The sequence below is a fragment of the Prevotella sp. P5-108 genome (genome assembly GCF_002251385.1).
Lineage (GTDB): Bacteria > Bacteroidota > Bacteroidia > Bacteroidales > Bacteroidaceae > Prevotella.
On sequence record NZ_NPJJ01000023.1, the window covers coordinates 44,415 to 62,468 of the forward strand.

Annotated in this window: 15 protein-coding genes; 4 read left to right on the forward strand and 11 right to left on the reverse strand. The window is 54.9% G+C overall.

Features of this window, described 5'->3' with window-relative positions:
* Positions 1-16: 16 nt before the first annotated feature.
* From rseP to tsaB, 6 genes are read right to left on the reverse strand one after another with little or no spacing between them, the layout of a single operon-like run.
* Entirely contained in the window at positions 17-1,405 is a 1,389-nt protein-coding gene (gene rseP, locus CIK95_RS03940) for an RIP metalloprotease RseP (RefSeq protein WP_094466320.1), read from the reverse strand.
* Positions 1,406-1,427: 22 nt separating this feature from the next.
* Positions 1,428-2,579: a 1-deoxy-D-xylulose-5-phosphate reductoisomerase gene (locus CIK95_RS03945; protein ID WP_094466321.1), complete on the reverse strand. Its 1,152-nt coding sequence runs from the start codon at positions 2,577-2,579 to the stop codon at positions 1,428-1,430.
* A 7-nt stretch (positions 2,580-2,586) separates the two neighbouring features.
* Complete coding sequence (rimM, locus tag CIK95_RS03950) at positions 2,587-3,108, reverse strand: ribosome maturation factor RimM (RefSeq protein WP_094385769.1); 522 nt, start codon at positions 3,106-3,108, stop codon at positions 2,587-2,589.
* A complete protein-coding gene (murA, locus tag CIK95_RS03955; protein ID WP_094388329.1) occupies positions 3,108-4,418 on the reverse strand; it encodes a UDP-N-acetylglucosamine 1-carboxyvinyltransferase in 1,311 nt (436 codons plus the stop codon). Before murA ends, rimM begins: the two co-directional genes overlap by 1 nt.
* 18 nt (positions 4,419-4,436) lie before the next feature.
* The gene (locus CIK95_RS03960) at positions 4,437-5,039 is read right to left on the reverse strand and encodes a DUF4290 domain-containing protein (RefSeq protein ID WP_022310044.1); all 603 of its coding nucleotides are present in this window, start codon (positions 5,037-5,039) and stop codon (positions 4,437-4,439) included.
* Between the two features lie 41 nt (positions 5,040-5,080).
* Positions 5,081-5,773: a tRNA (adenosine(37)-N6)-threonylcarbamoyltransferase complex dimerization subunit type 1 TsaB gene (gene tsaB, locus CIK95_RS03965; RefSeq protein ID WP_022310043.1), complete on the reverse strand. Its 693-nt coding sequence runs from the start codon at positions 5,771-5,773 to the stop codon at positions 5,081-5,083.
* An 86-nt stretch (positions 5,774-5,859) separates the two neighbouring features.
* Here tsaB and CIK95_RS03970 point away from each other — a divergent pair, with 86 nt between their 5' ends.
* From CIK95_RS03970 to CIK95_RS03985, 4 genes are all read left to right on the forward strand, one after another.
* Positions 5,860-6,735: a YicC/YloC family endoribonuclease gene (locus tag CIK95_RS03970; RefSeq protein WP_094388327.1), complete on the forward strand. Its 876-nt coding sequence runs from the start codon at positions 5,860-5,862 to the stop codon at positions 6,733-6,735.
* A 2-nt stretch (positions 6,736-6,737) separates the two neighbouring features.
* Complete coding sequence (gene gmk, locus CIK95_RS03975) at positions 6,738-7,316, forward strand: guanylate kinase (RefSeq protein ID WP_094466322.1); 579 nt, start codon at positions 6,738-6,740, stop codon at positions 7,314-7,316.
* A 31-nt stretch (positions 7,317-7,347) separates the two neighbouring features.
* Positions 7,348-7,932 carry a nicotinate (nicotinamide) nucleotide adenylyltransferase gene (gene nadD / locus CIK95_RS03980; protein ID WP_094466323.1) on the forward strand — a complete coding sequence of 195 codons (585 nt, stop codon included), beginning with the start codon at positions 7,348-7,350 and terminating at the stop codon, positions 7,930-7,932.
* A gap of 648 nt (positions 7,933-8,580) precedes the next feature.
* Positions 8,581-10,833, forward strand: a complete 2,253-nt coding sequence (locus tag CIK95_RS03985; protein ID WP_158215077.1) for an outer membrane beta-barrel family protein — start codon at positions 8,581-8,583, stop codon at positions 10,831-10,833.
* A gap of 168 nt (positions 10,834-11,001) precedes the next feature.
* Here the strand turns inward: CIK95_RS03985 and CIK95_RS13095 are convergent, their stop codons facing one another.
* The 5 genes from CIK95_RS13095 to CIK95_RS04010 form a co-directional block, all read right to left on the reverse strand.
* A complete protein-coding gene (locus CIK95_RS13095) occupies positions 11,002-11,313 on the reverse strand; it encodes a hypothetical protein (RefSeq protein ID WP_158215078.1) in 312 nt (103 codons plus the stop codon).
* 198 nt (positions 11,314-11,511) lie between these two features.
* Positions 11,512-12,399, reverse strand: coding sequence for a carbohydrate kinase (locus CIK95_RS03995; RefSeq protein WP_094466326.1), 888 nt, complete (start codon positions 12,397-12,399; stop codon positions 11,512-11,514).
* A 21-nt stretch (positions 12,400-12,420) separates the two neighbouring features.
* The gene (locus tag CIK95_RS04000) at positions 12,421-13,578 is read right to left on the reverse strand and encodes an MFS transporter (protein WP_094388322.1); all 1,158 of its coding nucleotides are present in this window, start codon (positions 13,576-13,578) and stop codon (positions 12,421-12,423) included.
* A gap of 2 nt (positions 13,579-13,580) precedes the next feature.
* Positions 13,581-15,479, reverse strand: coding sequence for a GH32 C-terminal domain-containing protein (locus CIK95_RS04005; protein WP_094466327.1), 1,899 nt, complete (start codon positions 15,477-15,479; stop codon positions 13,581-13,583).
* 115 nt (positions 15,480-15,594) lie between these two features.
* Entirely contained in the window at positions 15,595-17,895 is a 2,301-nt protein-coding gene (locus CIK95_RS04010; protein WP_094466328.1) for a TonB-dependent receptor, read from the reverse strand.
* Positions 17,896-18,054 lie beyond the last annotated feature (159 nt).

Below are 18,054 nucleotides of genomic sequence, written 5' to 3' on the forward strand. Positions count from 1 at the left end.
GATATTCTTAGAGTTACTAATCCATGATGCCTATAAATCGCAGCACGTCGTTGAGGTTGGCTACGACCATGAGGAGTACGAGTATGCCTATGCCGATGTATTCAGCCCATATCATGAAGTTTTCCGAGGGCTTGCGGCGGGTTATCATCTCGTAGAGCAGGAACAGCACGTGTCCTCCGTCGAGTGCGGGGATGGGCAGGAGGTTCATGAAGGCGAGGATGATACTCAGGAAGGCGGTCATCATCCAGAACATGTGCCAGTCCCAAGTCGGGGGGAAGAGGCTGCCGATGGCGCCAAATCCACCGAGGCTCTTGACGCCATCGGTCGAGAATACGTACTTCATGTCGTTGACATAGCCCTTGAGAATGTTGATGCCGTAGCGTGTACCTGCGGGGAAACTCTCAAAGAAGCCATACTCTACCTTGACGGGCTCGTAGTAGGAGAGGAGCGAGGTGAGGCCTACGCCCATCTTCATCTCGGGGGTGAGCACCAGCTGGGTCTCCACGGTGTCCTTGGCGTTGGCGTAGGTGATGTTTACGGTGCGCAGAGCGAGGCTGTCGCTGCCGGTCTTGGCGTCTTCGAGCTTCTTGTTCAGCCCGGCCATGATGTCCTGAAACTCGTTCCATGTCTCAATCCTGGTGCCGTTGAGGGCGATGATGCGGTCGCCTTTGGCTATTCCTGCCTTCTGCGCGGGAGAGCCTTCCTCGGTGAGTGCCACCTCTGAAGGGATGTATGGGGCGACAAACCGTGGCGACTGCTTGATCATATCGAGCAGATTGAGATTGCCGGGGAGGTGAAGGCTGATGTGCTTGCCGTCGCGGATGATGTCTACGCGGGTGGCTTCAGAGAGTTCGCGCACCAGGTCGATGTTGAAGTCCTTGAACGTGCCGAGGTCGGTGCCCAGCAGGATGTCGTGGTCGGCAAATCCCAGCGCCTTGGCCTCCTTGTTGAACTTCATCCCCATGGTCATGTCCTTGGTCGGGACAAACTGTTCACCCCAGGCGAAGAGCACCATGGAGTAGATGAAGAGCGCGAGGAGGAAGTTGACCAGCACGCCGCCAATCATGACCAGCAGTCGCTGCCAAGCGGGCTTGGAGCGGAACTCCCAGGGCTGGGCAGGCTTTGCCATCTGCTCTTTGTCGAAGCTCTCGTCTATCATACCGGCTATCTTGCAGTAGCCGCCCAATGGCAGCCAGCCTACGCCATACTCGGTGTCGCTGGTCTTGGGCTTGAAGCTGAAGAGCTTGCCCGACCACTTGCCGATACTCATATCGAAGAAGATGAAGAATTTCTCTACTCTTATGCCGAAGAGCTTGGAAAAGAACATGTGTCCTCCTTCATGCAGGAAGACAAGCAGCGAGATTGCCAGAACGAACTGGAGCAGTCTGATTAAAAATATTTCCATTATGATGATTATAACAATTTGTTTAACTGAGTAACTGGGCAGCCACACGGCGGGCCTCGGCGTCGGTCTGGATGTAGACGTCGTAGTCGGGCGAGGCGTCGAAGGAAACCAGGTTCATGGTGCGCTCGATGACGTCGGCCATCTGGAGGAAGCCGCAACGGTCGTGGCGGAACGCCTCGTTCACCACCTCGTTGGCGGCATTGACGATGCAAGGCATGTTGCCACCCTTGCGGATGGAGTCAAACGCCAGGGCAAGACACTTGAACTTGCGCATATCGGGCTCGTAGAACTCGAGGCTCTTGCCATAGAGGTTGAGCCTGTCGCCACGCAGGGGGAGACGGTCGGGGTAGGAGAAGGCATACTGGATGGGCATGCGCATATCTGGCACGCCCAGCTGGGCCTTGACCGAGCCGTCGACAAACTCGACGGCGCTATGCACGATGCTCTGCGGATGCACGAGCACCTGGATGCGGTCGGCTTCGACGCCGAAGAGCCACTTGGCTTCGATGACCTCGAAGCCCTTGTTCATCAGCGAAGCCGAGTCGATGGTAATCTTGGCGCCCATGGTCCAAGTGGGGTGCTTGAGGGCGTCGGCGGCAGTGACCGAGCAGAGCTGCTGGTCGGTGAAGGTGCGGAAGGGACCGCCTGAGCAGGTGAGCAGTATGCGCTCTACCTCGTTGTTGCCCTCGCCGACGATAGACTGGAAGATGGCGCTATGCTCCGAGTCGACAGGGAGAATGGGGGTGTGGTACTGTTGGGCCAGATTGCATATCAGCTCGCCCGCCACGACCAGAGTCTCCTTGTTGGCGAGGCATATCTTCTTGCCGCTCTTGATGGCGTGGATGGTGGGGGTGAGCCCGGCAAATCCTACCATCGCGGTGAGCACCATGTCTATGGGCTCGGCTTCTACTATCTGGTTGAGGGCGTCGCGGCCGGCATAGACCTTGATGTCGGGCTGGTCGTCGAGCAGCGCGCAGAGTTCACCGTATTTGTCCTCGTTGGCTATGACCACGGCAGCCGGGTGGAACTTCCGGGCCTGCTGAGCCAACTCCATCACGCGGTTGTTGGCCGTGAGGCAGTAGACTTCGTAGAGGTCGGGATGCTGTTCGATGACATCCAGTGCCTGGGTACCTATCGAGCCCGTACTGCCAAGTATGCAGATTTGTTTCTTCATTATTATATTATATATCCATGATGCCTTCGGGCAGCCGGGTCCAGATGGCCCGAGCCTCGGCATCTACCTTTTCTATCAGTTCTTCGTGGGCGGGAACGAGCAGAGAGTCGCCCGCCGGGGTGGTGATGTCAAACAGGGTGTTGATGGTGCTGTCGTCTACGTGGTCGATGGTGCCCACCTCTCTGCCGGTGGTGCTGTCGATGAGCTTGAAGCCCACTATCTCGCTCCAGCCGAAGCCGGCCTCGTCGCTGTCCGAGAGCTCACGGGGGAAGTAGACCTTGGCGCCGGTCAGGCTGCGGGCCTGCTCCTGGGTATCGATGTCGCAAAACTTCATCAGCACGGTCTCGTCGCTCTTGAAGCGGTATTCCTCCATGAAGAAGGGGACGAGGATACCGTCGAGTTCGAGCAGCAGATATTCGGCGTCGACGCGGTCAAACACGTCGTCGCTTATCTGGAAGGTTATCTCGCCCTTCACGCCGTGGGGTCTGCCCAGGCGTCCTATCTGGAATACGTCTTCGGGGGTTATCATCAGCTTTCGATGCGTTGGATGTGGGCGCCCAGACGGTTCAGACGGTTCTCTATGTCTTCATATCCACGGTCTATCTGGGCGATGTTGTCTATGCGGCTGGTGCCGTTGGCACTCATGGCGGCTATGAGCAGTGCTATTCCGGCACGGATGTCGGGACTGGTCATGCGGCCGGCTCTGAGCCTGCGGGCGTGGTCGTTGCCGTTGACCACGGCGCGGTGGGGGTCACAGAGGATAATCTGCGCGCCCATATCGATGAGCTTGTCTACGAAGAAGAGGCGGCTCTCAAACATCTTCTGGTGTATCAGCACATTGCCTTTGGCCATCGTAGCCACCACGATGAGCACCGACAGGAGGTCGGGGGTGAGCCCGGGCCAAGGGGCATCGGCGAGGGTCATGATAGAGCCGTCGATAAACGAGTCTATCTCGTAGTGGGGCTGCTCGGGGATGAACAGGTCATCACCGTCTTCCTCTATCTTGATGCCCAACCGTCTGAAGGCGTCGGGTATCATGCCCAGGTTGGGCAGCGACACGTTCTTGATGCGTACACCCTTGCCCACCATGGCTGCCATGCCGATAAACGAGCCTACCTCTATCATGTCGGGCAGTATGGTGTGGCTTGTGCCGTGCAGCGCGTCCACTCCCTCGATGGTGAGTAGGTTCGACGCCACGCCGCTGATGCGGGCGCCCATGCTGTTGAGCATCCGGCAGAGCTGCTGGATGTAGGGCTCGCATGCCGCGTTATATATAGTGGTGGTGCCCTCGGCCAGCACTGCCGCCATGATGATGTTGGCAGTACCCGTTACCGATGCCTCGTCGAGCAGCATATATCTGCCGTGCAGCCTGTCGGCCTTGATGGTGAACACGTTGCGATGGCTGTCATGGGCAAAGTCGGCCCCCAGTTGCTTGAAGCCGATGAAGTGGGTGTCCAGACGCCTGCGGCCTATCTTGTCGCCGCCAGGCTGAGCCACCGTGGCTTGACCGTATTTGCCCAAGAGCGGGCCGATGGTCATCACCGAACCTCGCAGCGACGCACTCTTGCGCACGAACTCGTCGCTGGCCAGATAGTTCAGGTCTATGTGGGCTGCCGTGAAGGTATAGTCGTTCTTGGCGTTGCGCACCACATCGACACCCATGTCCTGCAGCAGCTTGATGAGATTGCATACATCCAGTATCTCGGGGATATTGGTTATCCTTACCGGCTCGGTGGTGAGCAGACAGGCGCAGATTACCTCCAGAGCCTCGTTCTTGGCGCCCTGCGGGGTTATCTCTCCGTGCAATCCATGTCCGCCCTCGATGATAAATGACTCCATAGACGTTGGGGGTTGGGGTTATTTCTTCTTGTTATTGCGTTTCTTCTCGGTAAACTCTCTGACGTCAATCTTCTCAAACTTGAAGGTGCTCAGGTCGAGTTGTATCTTGCCGTCGGTAAACTTGGCGAGGTCCGACGCCACCTTCTCGTCGTCCGACGAACCATGGCTCCACTGATAGAGGCAACGCTTCATCTGGTTGGCGGTGAGCTTGACGAGATTGTCGCGTTCCTTGCCGGGCTCCATAGTCTTGAGTTTGGCGAAGAGCTCGAATATCATGTTGCCGTAGTGTCTTACCGGGATGCGCTGCATGGGATAGTCCATGGGCTGCGGCTTGGCGTCCACGGCGTGGGCCTGCTTGATGTCGTAGGGCCAGTCTATGTCGAGCTCGAAATGGCTCATGATGGCCAGATGGTCCCACAGCTTCTGCTTGTAGTCGGCGCTCTCGCGGTTGGCGGGATACATGCGGTCCATGATGGCGATGATGGTTTGGGCACACTGCTGGCGCTCTGCCTTGCTGGGCAGTGTAATGGCGTGCTCCACCATCTTCTGCACCTCGCGGCCATATTCGGGCAGTATCAGCTTCTCCCGCTGGGTGTTGTAGTCAAGTCCTTCTATTTGCATAGTCCTTACTGTAATGTCTTGGGTTGGGTATATGTCGTGTCTCAGAGCAGCTTCTTGGGCATCTTGGCCACAAAGTCCTTGAGATAGAATGGCACGAAGTAGGCCACGTCTTCGGTCTTGCCCTGGGCGATGCGGCGCTCAGCCAGAGGGAACATGTTCTTGGCCAGGGGCTCGATGCCGTCGATGTAGCGGGCATTGGGGTGGGCGATGACGTCCATACACTTGGCGGCGCCGTTGCCAAAGAAGTAGACAGGGCGCTCGTCGAGATACTCGCTGTAGGTGTCGGCGTCTACCACGTCGGCCTGGATGGGACGCACCTCATGCAGGGCGCGGTCGAAAATCTGTGCATACACCTCCATGCGGCGGGCGTCTATCATGGGGCAGAGCAGCGCGTTCTCCTCCTTTACCATCTCCTGCAACAGCACGGGCACACACATCAGTTCGAGAGTGGGTATAGCCACCAGGCTTACACCACGTCCGTAGCACACACCTTTGGCCATAGACGTGCCGATGCGCAGACCGGTATACGAACCGGGGCCGCAGCTCACAGCCACGGCGTCGAGGGGTATGGCATGGCTCTCGGCAAAGGAGAGCGCTTCATCGACAAATTTACCCAACCGCTCGTTGTGGTTGGGGCCGGTATGGTCTTCCTGATTAAAGATACATGCACCGTTTTCGCTCACCGATACAGAGCAGACATTGGTGCTTGTTTCAATGTTTAATATACACGACATGAATTTTAATTTACTAAATAACTGCAAATTTACGGTTTTTTTCCTACATTTTTGTTACTTTTGCAGAAATTTAACGTGTAACTACTATGATACAGTCAATGACGGGCTACGGAAAGGCAGTCCTTACTTATGGAGAAAAGAAAATCAACGTCGAGGTGAAGTCGTTGAACAGCAAGACGATGGACCTCTCTACCCGTATAGCGCCACTCTATCGCGAGAAGGAGATGGAGATACGACAGATGCTTACCCGCAAACTGGTCAGGGGCAAGGTCGACTTCTCTATCTGGATCGAGAAGGACGAGGTGGCCGACGCTGCTACCATCAACGCCGCCCTCGTAGACAATTATTACCACCAGATACGAGACATTGCCGCCAAGACGGGTATTCCTGAGCCTCAGGACTGGTTTTACACGTTGCTCCGCATGCCCGATGTTACCTCTCGTGTCGAGGCTGTTGTCCTCGAGCCCGAGGAGTGGGCAGTGGCATGCCAGGCTATAGACGCCGCCGTTGGTGCGCTCATCGACTTCCGCCATCAGGAGGGTGCAGCCCTCGAGCGCAAGTTCAATGAGAAGATAGACAACATCGAGCGGCTGCTCGCCAGCATCGAGCCCTTCGAGAAGGCACGTGTCCAGAAGATACGCGAGCAGATCGTCAAGGGCCTCGAGCAGCTCCCCGAAGCCAGCTACGACAAGAACCGGCTCGAGCAAGAGCTCATCTACTATATCGAGAAACTGGATATAAGCGAAGAGAAGCAGCGCCTCACCAACCACCTCAAGTACTTCCGCGAGACTATGGCCGAAAACCAGGCCAACGGAAAGAAGCTGGGATTTATCGCACAGGAGATGGGACGCGAAATCAATACCACCGGCTCCAAGAGCAACCAGGCTGAGATGCAGAACATCGTGGTCAAGATGAAAGATGAGCTCGAGCAGATTAAGGAACAGGTACTCAACGCACTCTAATCATGACAAAGACAGGCAAACTCATCATATTCTGCGCACCATCGGGCTCGGGCAAGAGCACCCTGGTGCAGTGGCTCATGGCCGCACACCCCGAGCTCCATCTCGCGTTCTCCATCAGCTGCACATCGCGCCCGCCGCGAGGCACCGAGCAGAACGGCGTCGAGTATTTCTTTATCTCGCCCGACGAGTTCCGTCAGCGCGTGGCTGCCGACGAGTTCCTCGAGTACGAGGAGGTCTATGAGGGCCGCTTCTACGGCACCCTCAAGAGCCAGGTAGACACCCAGACACAGCGCGGAGAAAACGTGCTCTTCGACGTCGATGTCAAGGGCGGATGCAACATCAAGGACTTCTATGGCGACCGTGCCCTGAGCATCTTTGTCCAGCCACCCTCGATCGACGAGCTGCGCCGCCGCCTCGTGGCACGTGCCACCGACACCCCCGAGGCCATCGAGCAGCGCGTGGGCAAGGCTGCCTACGAGCTTACCTTTGCGCCGCGCTTCGACCATGTCGTGGTCAACGACGACCTGGAGCGTGCCAAGGAGGAGGTCTACCGGCTCGTGAGCGGTTTTGTTAACCGATAGCCCCGCCCCCCATCCCTTCACCCTCATTCCCATGACCCTCTCCACCAGACAGATAGGCATCTTCGGCGGTTCGTTCAACCCCATCCACTGCGGACACATCGCCCTGGCGCGCCACCTGCTCACGGCGCTCGGGCTCGACGAGATATGGTTTGTCGTGTCGCCCCTCAACCCCTTCAAGACCCAGGCCACCGACCTCCTGGCCGACGATGTGCGCTACGCCATCACCGCACGCGCCCTGGCCAGCCAACCCGGCCTCAGCGCCAGCGATGTAGAGATGACCCTGCCGCGCCCGTCGTATATGTGGAACACGCTCTGCCACTTGTCAGAGCTGCATCCCCGTGCCCGCTTCACCCTGCTCATCGGCGCCGACAACTGGCTGGCGTTCGACCGCTGGGCCCACAGCCAAGATATCATCACCCACTACCGCATAGCCGTCTATCCGCGGCCGGGCTATGAGGTCGATGCCGCCGCCATGCCGCCCTCGGTCACCTACGTCCATTCCGACCTGTACCCCGTGAGCAGCACCGAGATACGCCGCCGCATAGCCGCCGGCGAGTCGATAGAGGGCATGGTGCCCCAAGACATCCAGGCGCTGGTAGAGCATTACTACCGCTGACCCGCCACCATCGCCGCGCCAGCTACTATTGTTGTATCCGCCATGCAGACCTGTCATAGCGCAAATGGCAAGCACTGCGGCGAGTTGTCTGTCTGCGCGTATGATGCCTGCCACTTTGAATATGATGCTCCAAAGTTCCTTCGCTTTTATACCTATTACTATTATTGTTCTTGGCATAATCTCCTCCGGGACTGTAATGCTATTAAGTTGTTGCCGGCATCAATATTGTAAGTGCGTATTACCTTTTGGATGACGAAACCGTACCCAGACACAGCCAAATGAGTAATAACGACGCCTTTTAACATTAATTACGAGAGAACAATAATGTATGTGCAAAAAAAACTCGTAAATTGTGACCGAATTAATATCTAAATACACAAATATGGAAACAATCGTTAAAAATCCAGCAGACATGTGCGCCATGTTTTTGGTCCACGGGTCGGTCTTCTGGGTCAGTTCGGGCTGAAAAGGCAAGCGTCGTACAGCAATCAGAAGCCTCAATAACCTCTTCCCGACCATTTGTGCCTTGTCAATGTGTATGTATAGGCAAAGTTCTATGTAAGGTAGAGCATCCAAAACTTAACCCCACGAAATAGCATGAATACTCAAAAGACCGTTAATCACCCCCCCCCCTATTCATTATGTAAAATGAGAGCGTTTTTCCTGTTATTATTCGCAGTTCTGTCTTGTCATACAGCCTATGGACAGACCATCGTCAACCTGACCGTCAGTAACGACAAGGAAAAACATGTTTCCAATATTCCCGTCAAAATTATAGCCTGCGACAGCCTGTTCACCCATACTACCGATATGGACGGCCAGGTGTCTTTTACCATCCTTTCGCCAGAGTGCCGACGGGTGAAGGTGCAGATTAAAAGTAAGTTTTACGAAAATCTGGATACCACCATATATGTGGATGAGGCTTCTGCCAATCATCACATCACCATACACAGCAAAGTCCAAAAGATTAAGCAGGTAGAGGTTGTAGCCTATCGGCGCATCGCCAAAAACAATGCCGAGAAGAGCGTCTACCAGATAGATACTCATGGTCTGCTCAAAACCACCAATGCCGAAAAGGCTCTCTCTTTCCTCCCCGGCCTTGTTGCCGATAACGGTAGCTATACGCTGACAGGGCAAAGCCGCAAGTGTCGCATCAAGATAGATGGCAGAGAGGCATCAAGCGAAGAACTCAAAGCCATCAATGCCAAGGATATCCTGCGTGTGGAGGTACGCGAGATGACCAAAGACGATGACAATGGTACCGCCGGAGAAATCAATGTCATAAAGCGGAGAGTGCAGCAGCCCAAAGTCTATACTCATCTCTCTGCATGGACGGGTGTCCTGCGTTCGCAGATTGGTACTTACGACAATTTCGCATACCAGAGTAAGAGGTGGGACATTATTGCTTCTCTTAATCTGGTGCGACATACACTCCAGTCCGAAAATAATGTTACCCGCTACTTCAACAGTCAGCCTATGCAGCCTCAGCAGTTGTCGCTCTCTCGGACTATCAAGACTGTACAGAATGCTGAGCATATCAAAATCAACTTCTTCGCCACCGACAAACTGACCTTGACCGCCTCTGCCTATCATAGCGGCTACCCATCGGATGCCACAGACTCAGGCAAAGATTTCAGCGGACACAGTTATCTGCGTACCAGCAACGAAAAGATAGACCATAGCGGAGGCTACGCCAACATGGGTTACAAGTGGAACGAGCGCAACACGCTTACGCTCAAAGGCAACTATTATTACTATCGATATGCTATAGACTATCCGGGCAGTGACATCGAGCGTTATCGTTCGGCCATGCGCGAATATACAGGAGAGTTGCTTTGGGAGACGCGGAGGCGTATTTGGGGCCACGACCATGACATCAATGCCGGTTTCAAGAATGTATATCGCGAGAACAGCACCTCCTCGGCAGCTGGTGTGCATACGGGTTATTCTATCCAGCAGCTCTATCTTACGGATTATTATGCTTTCACGCGCGATTTCTCGGCATACGTCATCCTCAAGGGCGAACACGACAATCTGGGGCATCGCCACAATATAGTCTTCCTCCCTTCGCTGCGTCTCAATTATAATCTCAAAAAGAGAGGTTCGCTCTCTGCCAATTATCAGCGTCGTATCACCCGCCCGAGTGTAGACTATCTCAATGCCGATACGCTCTTCATCAACGACTACACCCGCCATGTGGGAAATCCTGGTTTGCGCTCGCAGCATAATGATGCGTTTGGACTGTCCTGGCGTAAGCAGATACGCAAGGCATACCTCACGCTGAGCGCCAACTATGAGCGCGAAGCCGATATCATCAGCCAGATATACATTACCCCCGACAACTATGATGTCACGACTTATGCCAACATAGGGCGCAGTGACTATGCAGCCCTCTCTGCCAACATCACGCAGCGTTTCTTCCAGAACCGCATGAATGTATCGCTGTCCATTACTGGTTTTCATCGCTCCTATCAGCTTGATGATGCCTACAGTCAAAATACACTTATCCAAACGGTCAAAGGATGGGGATGGAATGGCAATCTTAATATGAGTTATCTCAGCACCAAGGGATGGATGTACATGTTGTCGGCCAACTATCGGCCCAAAAGCTATAGCCTGAACGGTACATTCCATCGCAATCCAAACCTGTTTCTTACCATCAGCAAGAATTTGTTTAATGACAGACTTGAACTCGGGCTGGACTTCGTCAACTCATTTGTATATTGCTGGAATACACGCAGCAATACCTACTTTAGAGATATGCACCAACAGTCTACCCAGCGACAGTATGCCAATAACATAACCATATCCGTGGCGTGGAATATAGGTAAGCAGTTCAGAAGCCGAAGAGTGGCAAGTGGCATCAGCAATGATGATATTGTTACCAAAAAAGGTGAGTAAGCTGATTAAGGGCAGTTAGACAGGAGTGGGTTCTCCACCTTTTGCCCCTGTGAGCACAGTGGTTACCGCCATCAGTCTCTCTTGGGTCAGTTCCAGCGTAGCAGCCGCACCTATCGTGGCAGCTACGCTGGTTGCTTTTGTTTGTATGCCGCTGCTTCTCGTTGAGGCTCAGCTATCCTCAATCTTGCTCTTCATCATGTTTATCTTGGTTTCGTGCCATGATACAATCGTTTCGTGCTTTGCCGTCACGATTTCACGCCACGATTTTATCGTTTCCCGCTTTGCAATAATTCTTATGTGACCCTCTGCGCCTTTGGCCAGCCGCGCGGATGTCGGTGAAACCATCTCCAGCAGCGTAGAGAGTACCTTGGGCAGCGTGGAGAGTACCTTGGGCAGCGTGGAGGGCTCCTCTGGTGGCGTGAAGAGTACCTTGGGCGGCGTGGAGGGTTCCTCTGGCAGCGTGGAGAGTACCTTGGGCATCGTGGAGAGCTCCTCTGGCGGCGTGGAGAGTACCTTGGGCATCGTGGAGGGCTCCTCTGGCGGCGTGGAGAGTATCTTGGTCGACCTGCTGTCGGTTCCCACCACTACGGCGACAGACGCCAGAGCCCCCGCCTTGTCGCTCCATCGGGTGGAGTGGCAGAGCGGGGGCTCTTGGGATATGGATGCGACGATGGGGGCTTATCGCTTCAGGTTCTCGGGCAGTGCGGGCATCGCACCGTGCTGGGTGCAGACATAGGCGCTCACCTCTACGGCGTGCTTATGTGCCTGGGCGATGGTCATGCCCTTGAGGATGCAGGCGCAGAAGGTGCCGGTAAACGAGTCTCCGGCGCCCACGGTGTCGGCAACATCCACATGAGGAGTCTCGTGGAACGACTTGCAGCCGGGAGCGAAGACATAGCTGCCGTTGACACCACAGGTGAGCACGAGCATGTCCAGATTGTACTTGCCGAGGATGAGCCAGCACTTGTTCTCAATGTCCAGACCGGGATAGCCGAAGAGGCGGCCCAGCGTGATGAGCTCTTCATCGTTTATCTTCAGTATATTGCAACGCTTCAGACTCTCGCAGATAATCTCCTTGGTATAGAAATTCTGGCGGAGATTGATGTCAAAGATCTTGAGACAGTCGCTGGGCGTGTGGTCGAGAAACTGGTAGATGGTATCACGGCTCGCAGCGCTGCGCTGGGCCAGTGAGCCCCAGCATACGGCACAGGTGTTGGCAGCCACGTTGCTGACGGCGTCGGTGAAGGGTATGTTGTCCCACGCCACGCCCGTCTTGATGTCATAAGTAGGTACACCCTGGTCGTCCAGTTCCACCTGTACGGTGCCTGTAGGATAGTTTACGCGGGGCAGGAGATAGTCCAGGTGTTTCTCTTCGAGCTGGCGGATAGCCTCGTCGCCATAGGCGTCGTTGCCCAAGGCACTCACGGCTATCGAGCGCAGACCGTGCTGGCCGGCATGATAAGCGAAGTTGGCAGGGGCGCCACCCAGTTGGGAGCCGGAGGGGAACACATCAAACAGCACCTCACCCAGGCCCACACAGTATTTGTTCTTGAAATCGGTATTCATAGTCTTGTCTTTGTTGAGTTGTTACATCTTGATTTTACCAATATATGTGAAGAGGTAGGCCACGCCTACAGCCATTACCAGCACAGCGCCTATCTGGCCGAAGGCATCGCTGGCAAATCCCATGAGCAATGGGAAGACAGTGCCACCAAAGAGGCCCATAATCATCAGGCCGCTTACCTCGTTCTTCTTCTCGGGCAGCGCGAGCAGAGCCTGAGAGAAGATGATGGAGAAGACGTTGGAGTTGCCGTAGCCTACGAGTGCGATGGCGATGTAGAGCATCTCTCTGCTCTCGCTGACAAACATGCCTACCATGCTCAGCGCCATCATCACGATGCTGATGATGAAGAATGTGCGTGACTTCATCACGCGGAGGAAGAATGAGCCGGTGAGGCATCCGATGGTACGGAAGATGAAGTAGATGGATGTGGCTTCTGCAGCCTCGTTGAGAGTCCAGCCCAGGCGCTCCATCAGCAGCTTGGGGGCTGTGGTGTTGGTGCCCACGTCGATGCCCACATGGCACATGATGCCCACAAAGGAGAGCAGCACGATGGGGCGGGTCAGCAGACTGATACATTCGCCCATGCCAGAGGCCTTGCCCTGGGGCTTCTCTTCATCGATAGGAGTGCCGGCGAGGAAGATGGAGGCGCAGATGCCTATCACCATGTAGATGGGGAACAACACACGCCAGCCCATGCCCAAGGAGGGAACAGCCCCGATGGCGCCCCACATGGCGATGTATGGTGCCATGAACGAGGCGATGGCTTTGACAAACTGGCCGAAGGTGAGGGTCGACGCCAGGTTCTTGCCCGAGGTCACAGCCGATACCAGCGGGTTGAGCGAGGTCTGCATCAGCGCGTTGCCGATGCCCAGGAGGGAGAACGAGGCCAGCATGATGCCGAAACTCTCGCCCACGATGGGCAGCAGCAGCGAGACTACGGTCACCACCAGCGACAGCAGTACTGTCTTCTTGCGGCCGATGCGGTTCATCAGCATGCCCGTAGGCACCGAGAATATCAGAAACCAGAAGAAGACCAGTGACGGAAACAGGTTGGCTGTGGCGTCGTTGAGGTTGAGGTCTTCCTTGACATAGTTGGAGGCAATGCCGACCAGGTCTACAAATCCCATGGTGAAGAAGCAGAACATCAATGGGATGATGGTGAGCTTGGATGAAGTCTTCATAATTATAGCGCGAGTTTATGTACGTTGATGTTGTTGAATTGTGCCTTGCCTCCCTCGGCGTAGAGCTTCACGTTCTCGTAGGGGGCAACGGGGAATACGAGGTTGGTCATGGCGATGCGGCCGCCGTCGACGAAGAGCTCGATGGATGACTTGTCGACGAAGATATCTACGTGGTAGGTCTTCTTGCCGGCCTGGCAGAGTGAGAGCGGAGCCCATGTGGCCAGGGCGAAGTCGTTCTTGTAGTTGATGGCATTGACCATGCGGGCGGGCTGCTTGCCCTCGGCTGCGAGCTGCTTGTCCCAGGCCAGCTCGATGTCATGGGGCACAGCCTGCTTGCCAAAGTCGGTGAGTCCGCTTTCGGTGCGGTCCATCACCACCTTGCCCTGCTTCATGTCGAAGTAGATGAGGGTGCGCTCGCGCTTGTTGTTGGAAATCTCGATGCCGGCTATGCCGTTGGCGTCGGGGGTGATGTCGGCCTCAATCTCGAAGGCGCCATCCATATTGGCAGCTATACCGGTGAAAGCCTTGGCCATGTCGACCGTCTCGTTGGCCAATGTGCGGGTTGCCTTGCGCAGTGCGTAGACCTCGGGGGCAACATCTTCAGACAGATAGTACTTTCCGTTGTTCTCAAAGAGCTTCAGCTCGCGTGGCAGACCATTGGCGCCGCGGTTCTGCTTGAACGGGGTGAGGTTGGCGTACTGCCAGTTGCTCATCCAGGTTATCGCCAGCACTCTGTCGCCGGTGTTGGAGAAGGTAACAGTGGCATAATGGTCCTTACCCCAGTCCATCCACTTCACATCTTTGGCATCGGGGCAGGTAAACTGCTTGCCGTCGAAGTCGCCGACGAAGTACTCGGTGGCGCTGCCGCCAAACCAGCATCCAGGGTTGATGTTCATAGTCATCACCCATTTCTTGTTGTTCTTGTCGCCATTGACGGGCAGCTGGAAGAAGTCTGGGCACTCATACTGGCATGGCTGCTGGCCCAGTCCCTTGCCAAAGGCGCTCACGTAGTCCCATTTCTTCAGGTTCTTGGACTTATAGAAACGGGTCTCCTTATCGGCAGAAACAATCATATACCAGCACTTGCCCTTCTCATACCAGAACACCTTGGGGTCGCGGAAGTCCTTGAGACCGTCAAAGGGAGTGAGCACGGGGTTGCCCTCATACTTGGTGAAGGTGCGGCCATTGTCGTTGCTGTAGGCGAGACACTGTACCTCGTCGTGGTTTACACTGTTGTTGGTGTAGATGGCTATGATGGCGTTCTTGCCAAAACCGGCGGTATTCTTCTTGTCGACTACCGAACTGCCGGAGAAGATGTGGCCCACGGGGTCTCGGGCGATGGCTGGTTCGAGATGCTCCCAGTGTACCAGGTCTTTGCTCACGGCGTGTCCCCAGTGCATATTGCCCCACTTGCTGCCATAGGGATTGTACTGGAAGTAGAGGTGGTACTCGCCGTCCTTATAGACCATGCCGTTGGGGTCGTTCATCCAACCGTAGAGGGGAGTGAAGTGGTAAGCGGGACGGTAGTAGTCGGTATTGGTGGTATCGAAGGTGTTGCTCAGCTTCATCAGGTTGATGGCGAGGGCGTCCTTGGCGAGGCCGAGTATCTTGACGGTAGCAGTCTTGCCATGTCCCAGCGCGAAGGGCACATAGTAGTCGGCGCCGTTTTGAGCCAGGCGCACGTCCATCCAAGTGTCGTCCTTGGATCCGGTATCGAGCAGCACCTGTGCTTCATCCTTCTCTTCCTGGATGGGCAGCAGGATGTACTTGGTGGGGTTGTCCACACGGATAATGGTTGTGTCGCCCTTGTGTTCGATGTCCATCTTCTGGGCGGTGGCGGTGGTGGCAACTGTAGCCATCAGCATGAGGCATGCCGCCTTTATTATGTTGCTTGTTCTCATTGTGTTGTTGTTTAGTTATTATATTAACGGTATTGTTGTCTGTTTCTTGTGTGCCGACAACCCTATACCTATTATTATATAGGGTTGTCAGCGTGTGTGTGAAGAGTGAGAGTGATCAGAATTTGAGAGATGCGGTAAACTCTACGGTGAACGGGCGCAGATAGCTGCCAGTCATGATCTGGTTCTTGATGTTCTTGGCCTCGTCCTTGGTTATCAGCTCGGCGCCGGCGATGCTGCCCTTGGCTCCGGTCTGGTTGAGGAAGTTGACAACAGTACATCCCAGGCTCAGGCGCTTGCTTGCCTGCCAGTTGACGCCACCGAATGTCTCCCAGTGGCCATTGAAGTAGTAAGCCTCGTTGATGTTGGCGTAAGTCTTGCTGAAGTAGCGGAAGCTGGTCCACAACTTGATGTCCTTGGTGATCATGTAGCTGGGGTCGAGCTCGATGAGTATCTCTGGGATTTCGGCTACGATGTTGCCAGTGGCATTGATCTTGCCCACATAGCCATCGTTGAAGGTGACAGAAGTCTCAAACTTCTTGTATGTAGGCTTCTGGTAAGTGAACAGGAAGTGGAAATCGAATCCCTTGAAAGGATGAGCCACGGCGTCGGTAGTCCAACCCCAGGTCTGGATGTCGTAAGCCAGAGGAGCAGCCTTGATCTCGCTGCCGTGCTGGAGGTTGAGCGTAGAGTTGTTGTTGGTCTTGGAGATATACGAGAACAGTGATGTGAGGCTCAACCATGAGTTGTTGTAGTATATACCTGCACGGCCGAGTGGCACGGATATCTTGTCTGTATTGGGAAGGGTAGCAGGAGCGAAGGCTTCAAACTTCGGGTGCTGCACGATGTAAGTGAAATCGCCGGTAAAGCCAAAGTTGTCGGTGAGCTTGTAGGTTGCGGCTACCGAGAAGTCGTAGTTCAGCCAGTTGTAGGCCAGGTCGACGGGCGCAATCTTGGTTCCGTCGGCAGCCATGGCACCGAGGTGATAGTCAGCGAAACGGCCTACGAAGTTGCCTTGGGCATTCTTCACAGCGGCGTTCTCTCCCTTGAGGCGCTGCCATTCCACGCGGGCGCCGTAGTAGAGGTTGAGCTTCTTGGTGACATCCCAGTCGTGGGTGAAGTAGAGTGCCAGCTTGTTCTCGCTGCCTTTATAATATTCTGAAGCGTTCTTGTTGAAGTCGTAGAAATAGCCATCACGCAGGTTGGCGTCCCATACACGGACGGCATAGCTACCATCGGCAGGCACACTCTGGTCATACATGGTCGTATTGGAGCAGTAGTCGATGTGGTAGAACCACTCGTTGAGGCCCAGGCGCAGGGTAGAGGTCTTGAACTTCTTGTTGAGCTCGGTGGTGAAGAGCGCCTCGTCTATGGTACCGGCATTGAGACACGACATGCGGGTCTGCACGTACTGGCCGTCGTATGTCTTGGTCTGGCCGTCGATGTCGCGGAACATATAGTTATACAGCCCGTGGTTGTCGGCACTGTTGAGGTCGACGATGGCCATCGGGGTCTGGTAGACCATGGCTCCGCGCGAGTGGTCGTACTTCAGCGTGGCCTTCCAGTTCAGTCCGTTGTCAAAGCGGTAGCTGTTCATCAGCGTCACCTCACTGGCCTTGTTCAGGCAGGCGTCGTAGAGCGTGGTCTGGGCCAGCTTGCCTGTGCGCATGTCACGATAGGTCATCTCGTTGTCGATGGGCAGATACGAGGTGGTACCCAGTTTGAACTTGCCGTACTCCTTCACGCTTCCGTCGCCCACATAGATGAACGGGGCGCTCTGTGTGGCGTAGTTGTAGACATTGTGGCTGTTGGCATACTTATACATGGCGGTAAACTCGCCACGTTCGTTGTTGTACTTCTTGGTGAGGAGCGCCTTGTAGATTTGCGTACGGTCCTGGTAGGGCGTAGACTTGATTTTGAACGTACCGGGGTCGAAGTCCTGGTACATGTTGACGCTGTAGAACCAGTCCTTACCCAGGTCACCGTTCATGTTGAGCGAGAACTCCTGCAATCCGAAGTGGTTGCTCTTGTAGTTGAGCGTTCCGTTGAAGCCCTTCTGACCTTTCTGGGTAAAGGAGTTGACGGCGTAGCCGATGTTGCCGGTGGTGATGGCAGTCTCGGCAATCTTGAGCAGACCCTGGTGGCTCAGGCTGGCATCGCCGCGCCAGATGGTGTTGACCGAGTGGGGATTGGTGGCATAGGTAACGGGCAGGCCGTTTTCCAGCACGTTGACATCGGCAGATGGCAGACCAATCTGAATCTCTCGAGGGCCGTTGGCGCTGGCTGCGTTGAGCATCACGTTGCGGTTGCCCTCTTCCTTAGCGTTTGCATTTTCGTCCTGTGCATACGCTGCTGAAATGTTTACCATTGAAAGTGCAAGCACCATGGCTGCGAGCTTTCCATTGAATAAGGTATTCATAACCGTTTAGATTTTTAATTGTTGTTGATTGCGTTAAATTTCTGCTGCAAAGTTATCCAAACGGTTGGGAGACAACTATAACTGAAGGTTCATGTGATAACAAAAATCGTTCATTGTAACATAATTGTTATACAATGAACGATTTTTGCTGTGGTTGTC

Bases quoted from the DNA above. Each gene is read 5' to 3' on its own strand.
- CIK95_RS03985 (WP_158215077.1), top strand. From the start codon at position 8,581: ATGAGAGCGTTTTTCCTGTTATTATTCGCAGTTCTGTCTTGTCATACA.
- tsaB (WP_022310043.1), bottom strand. From the start codon at position 5,773: ATGTCGTGTATATTAAACATTGAAACAAGCACCAATGTCTGCTCTGTA.
- CIK95_RS04010 (WP_094466328.1), bottom strand. From the start codon at position 17,895: ATGAATACCTTATTCAATGGAAAGCTCGCAGCCATGGTGCTTGCACTT.
- CIK95_RS04005 (WP_094466327.1), bottom strand. From the start codon at position 15,479: ATGAGAACAAGCAACATAATAAAGGCGGCATGCCTCATGCTGATGGCT.
- CIK95_RS03960 (WP_022310044.1), bottom strand. From the start codon at position 5,039: ATGCAAATAGAAGGACTTGACTACAACACCCAGCGGGAGAAGCTGATA.
- CIK95_RS04000 (WP_094388322.1), bottom strand. From the start codon at position 13,578: ATGAAGACTTCATCCAAGCTCACCATCATCCCATTGATGTTCTGCTTC.
- gmk (WP_094466322.1), top strand. From the start codon at position 6,738: ATGACAAAGACAGGCAAACTCATCATATTCTGCGCACCATCGGGCTCG.
- rseP (WP_094466320.1), bottom strand. From the start codon at position 1,405: ATGGAAATATTTTTAATCAGACTGCTCCAGTTCGTTCTGGCAATCTCG.
- CIK95_RS13095 (WP_158215078.1), bottom strand. From the start codon at position 11,313: ATGCCCAAGGTACTCTCCACGCTGCCAGAGGAACCCTCCACGCCGCCC.
- rimM (WP_094385769.1), bottom strand. From the start codon at position 3,108: ATGATAACCCCCGAAGACGTATTCCAGATAGGACGCCTGGGCAGACCC.
- murA (WP_094388329.1), bottom strand. From the start codon at position 4,418: ATGGAGTCATTTATCATCGAGGGCGGACATGGATTGCACGGAGAGATA.
- CIK95_RS03945 (WP_094466321.1), bottom strand. From the start codon at position 2,579: ATGAAGAAACAAATCTGCATACTTGGCAGTACGGGCTCGATAGGTACC.
- CIK95_RS03995 (WP_094466326.1), bottom strand. From the start codon at position 12,399: ATGAATACCGATTTCAAGAACAAATACTGTGTGGGCCTGGGTGAGGTG.
- CIK95_RS03970 (WP_094388327.1), top strand. From the start codon at position 5,860: ATGATACAGTCAATGACGGGCTACGGAAAGGCAGTCCTTACTTATGGA.
- nadD (WP_094466323.1), top strand. From the start codon at position 7,348: ATGACCCTCTCCACCAGACAGATAGGCATCTTCGGCGGTTCGTTCAAC.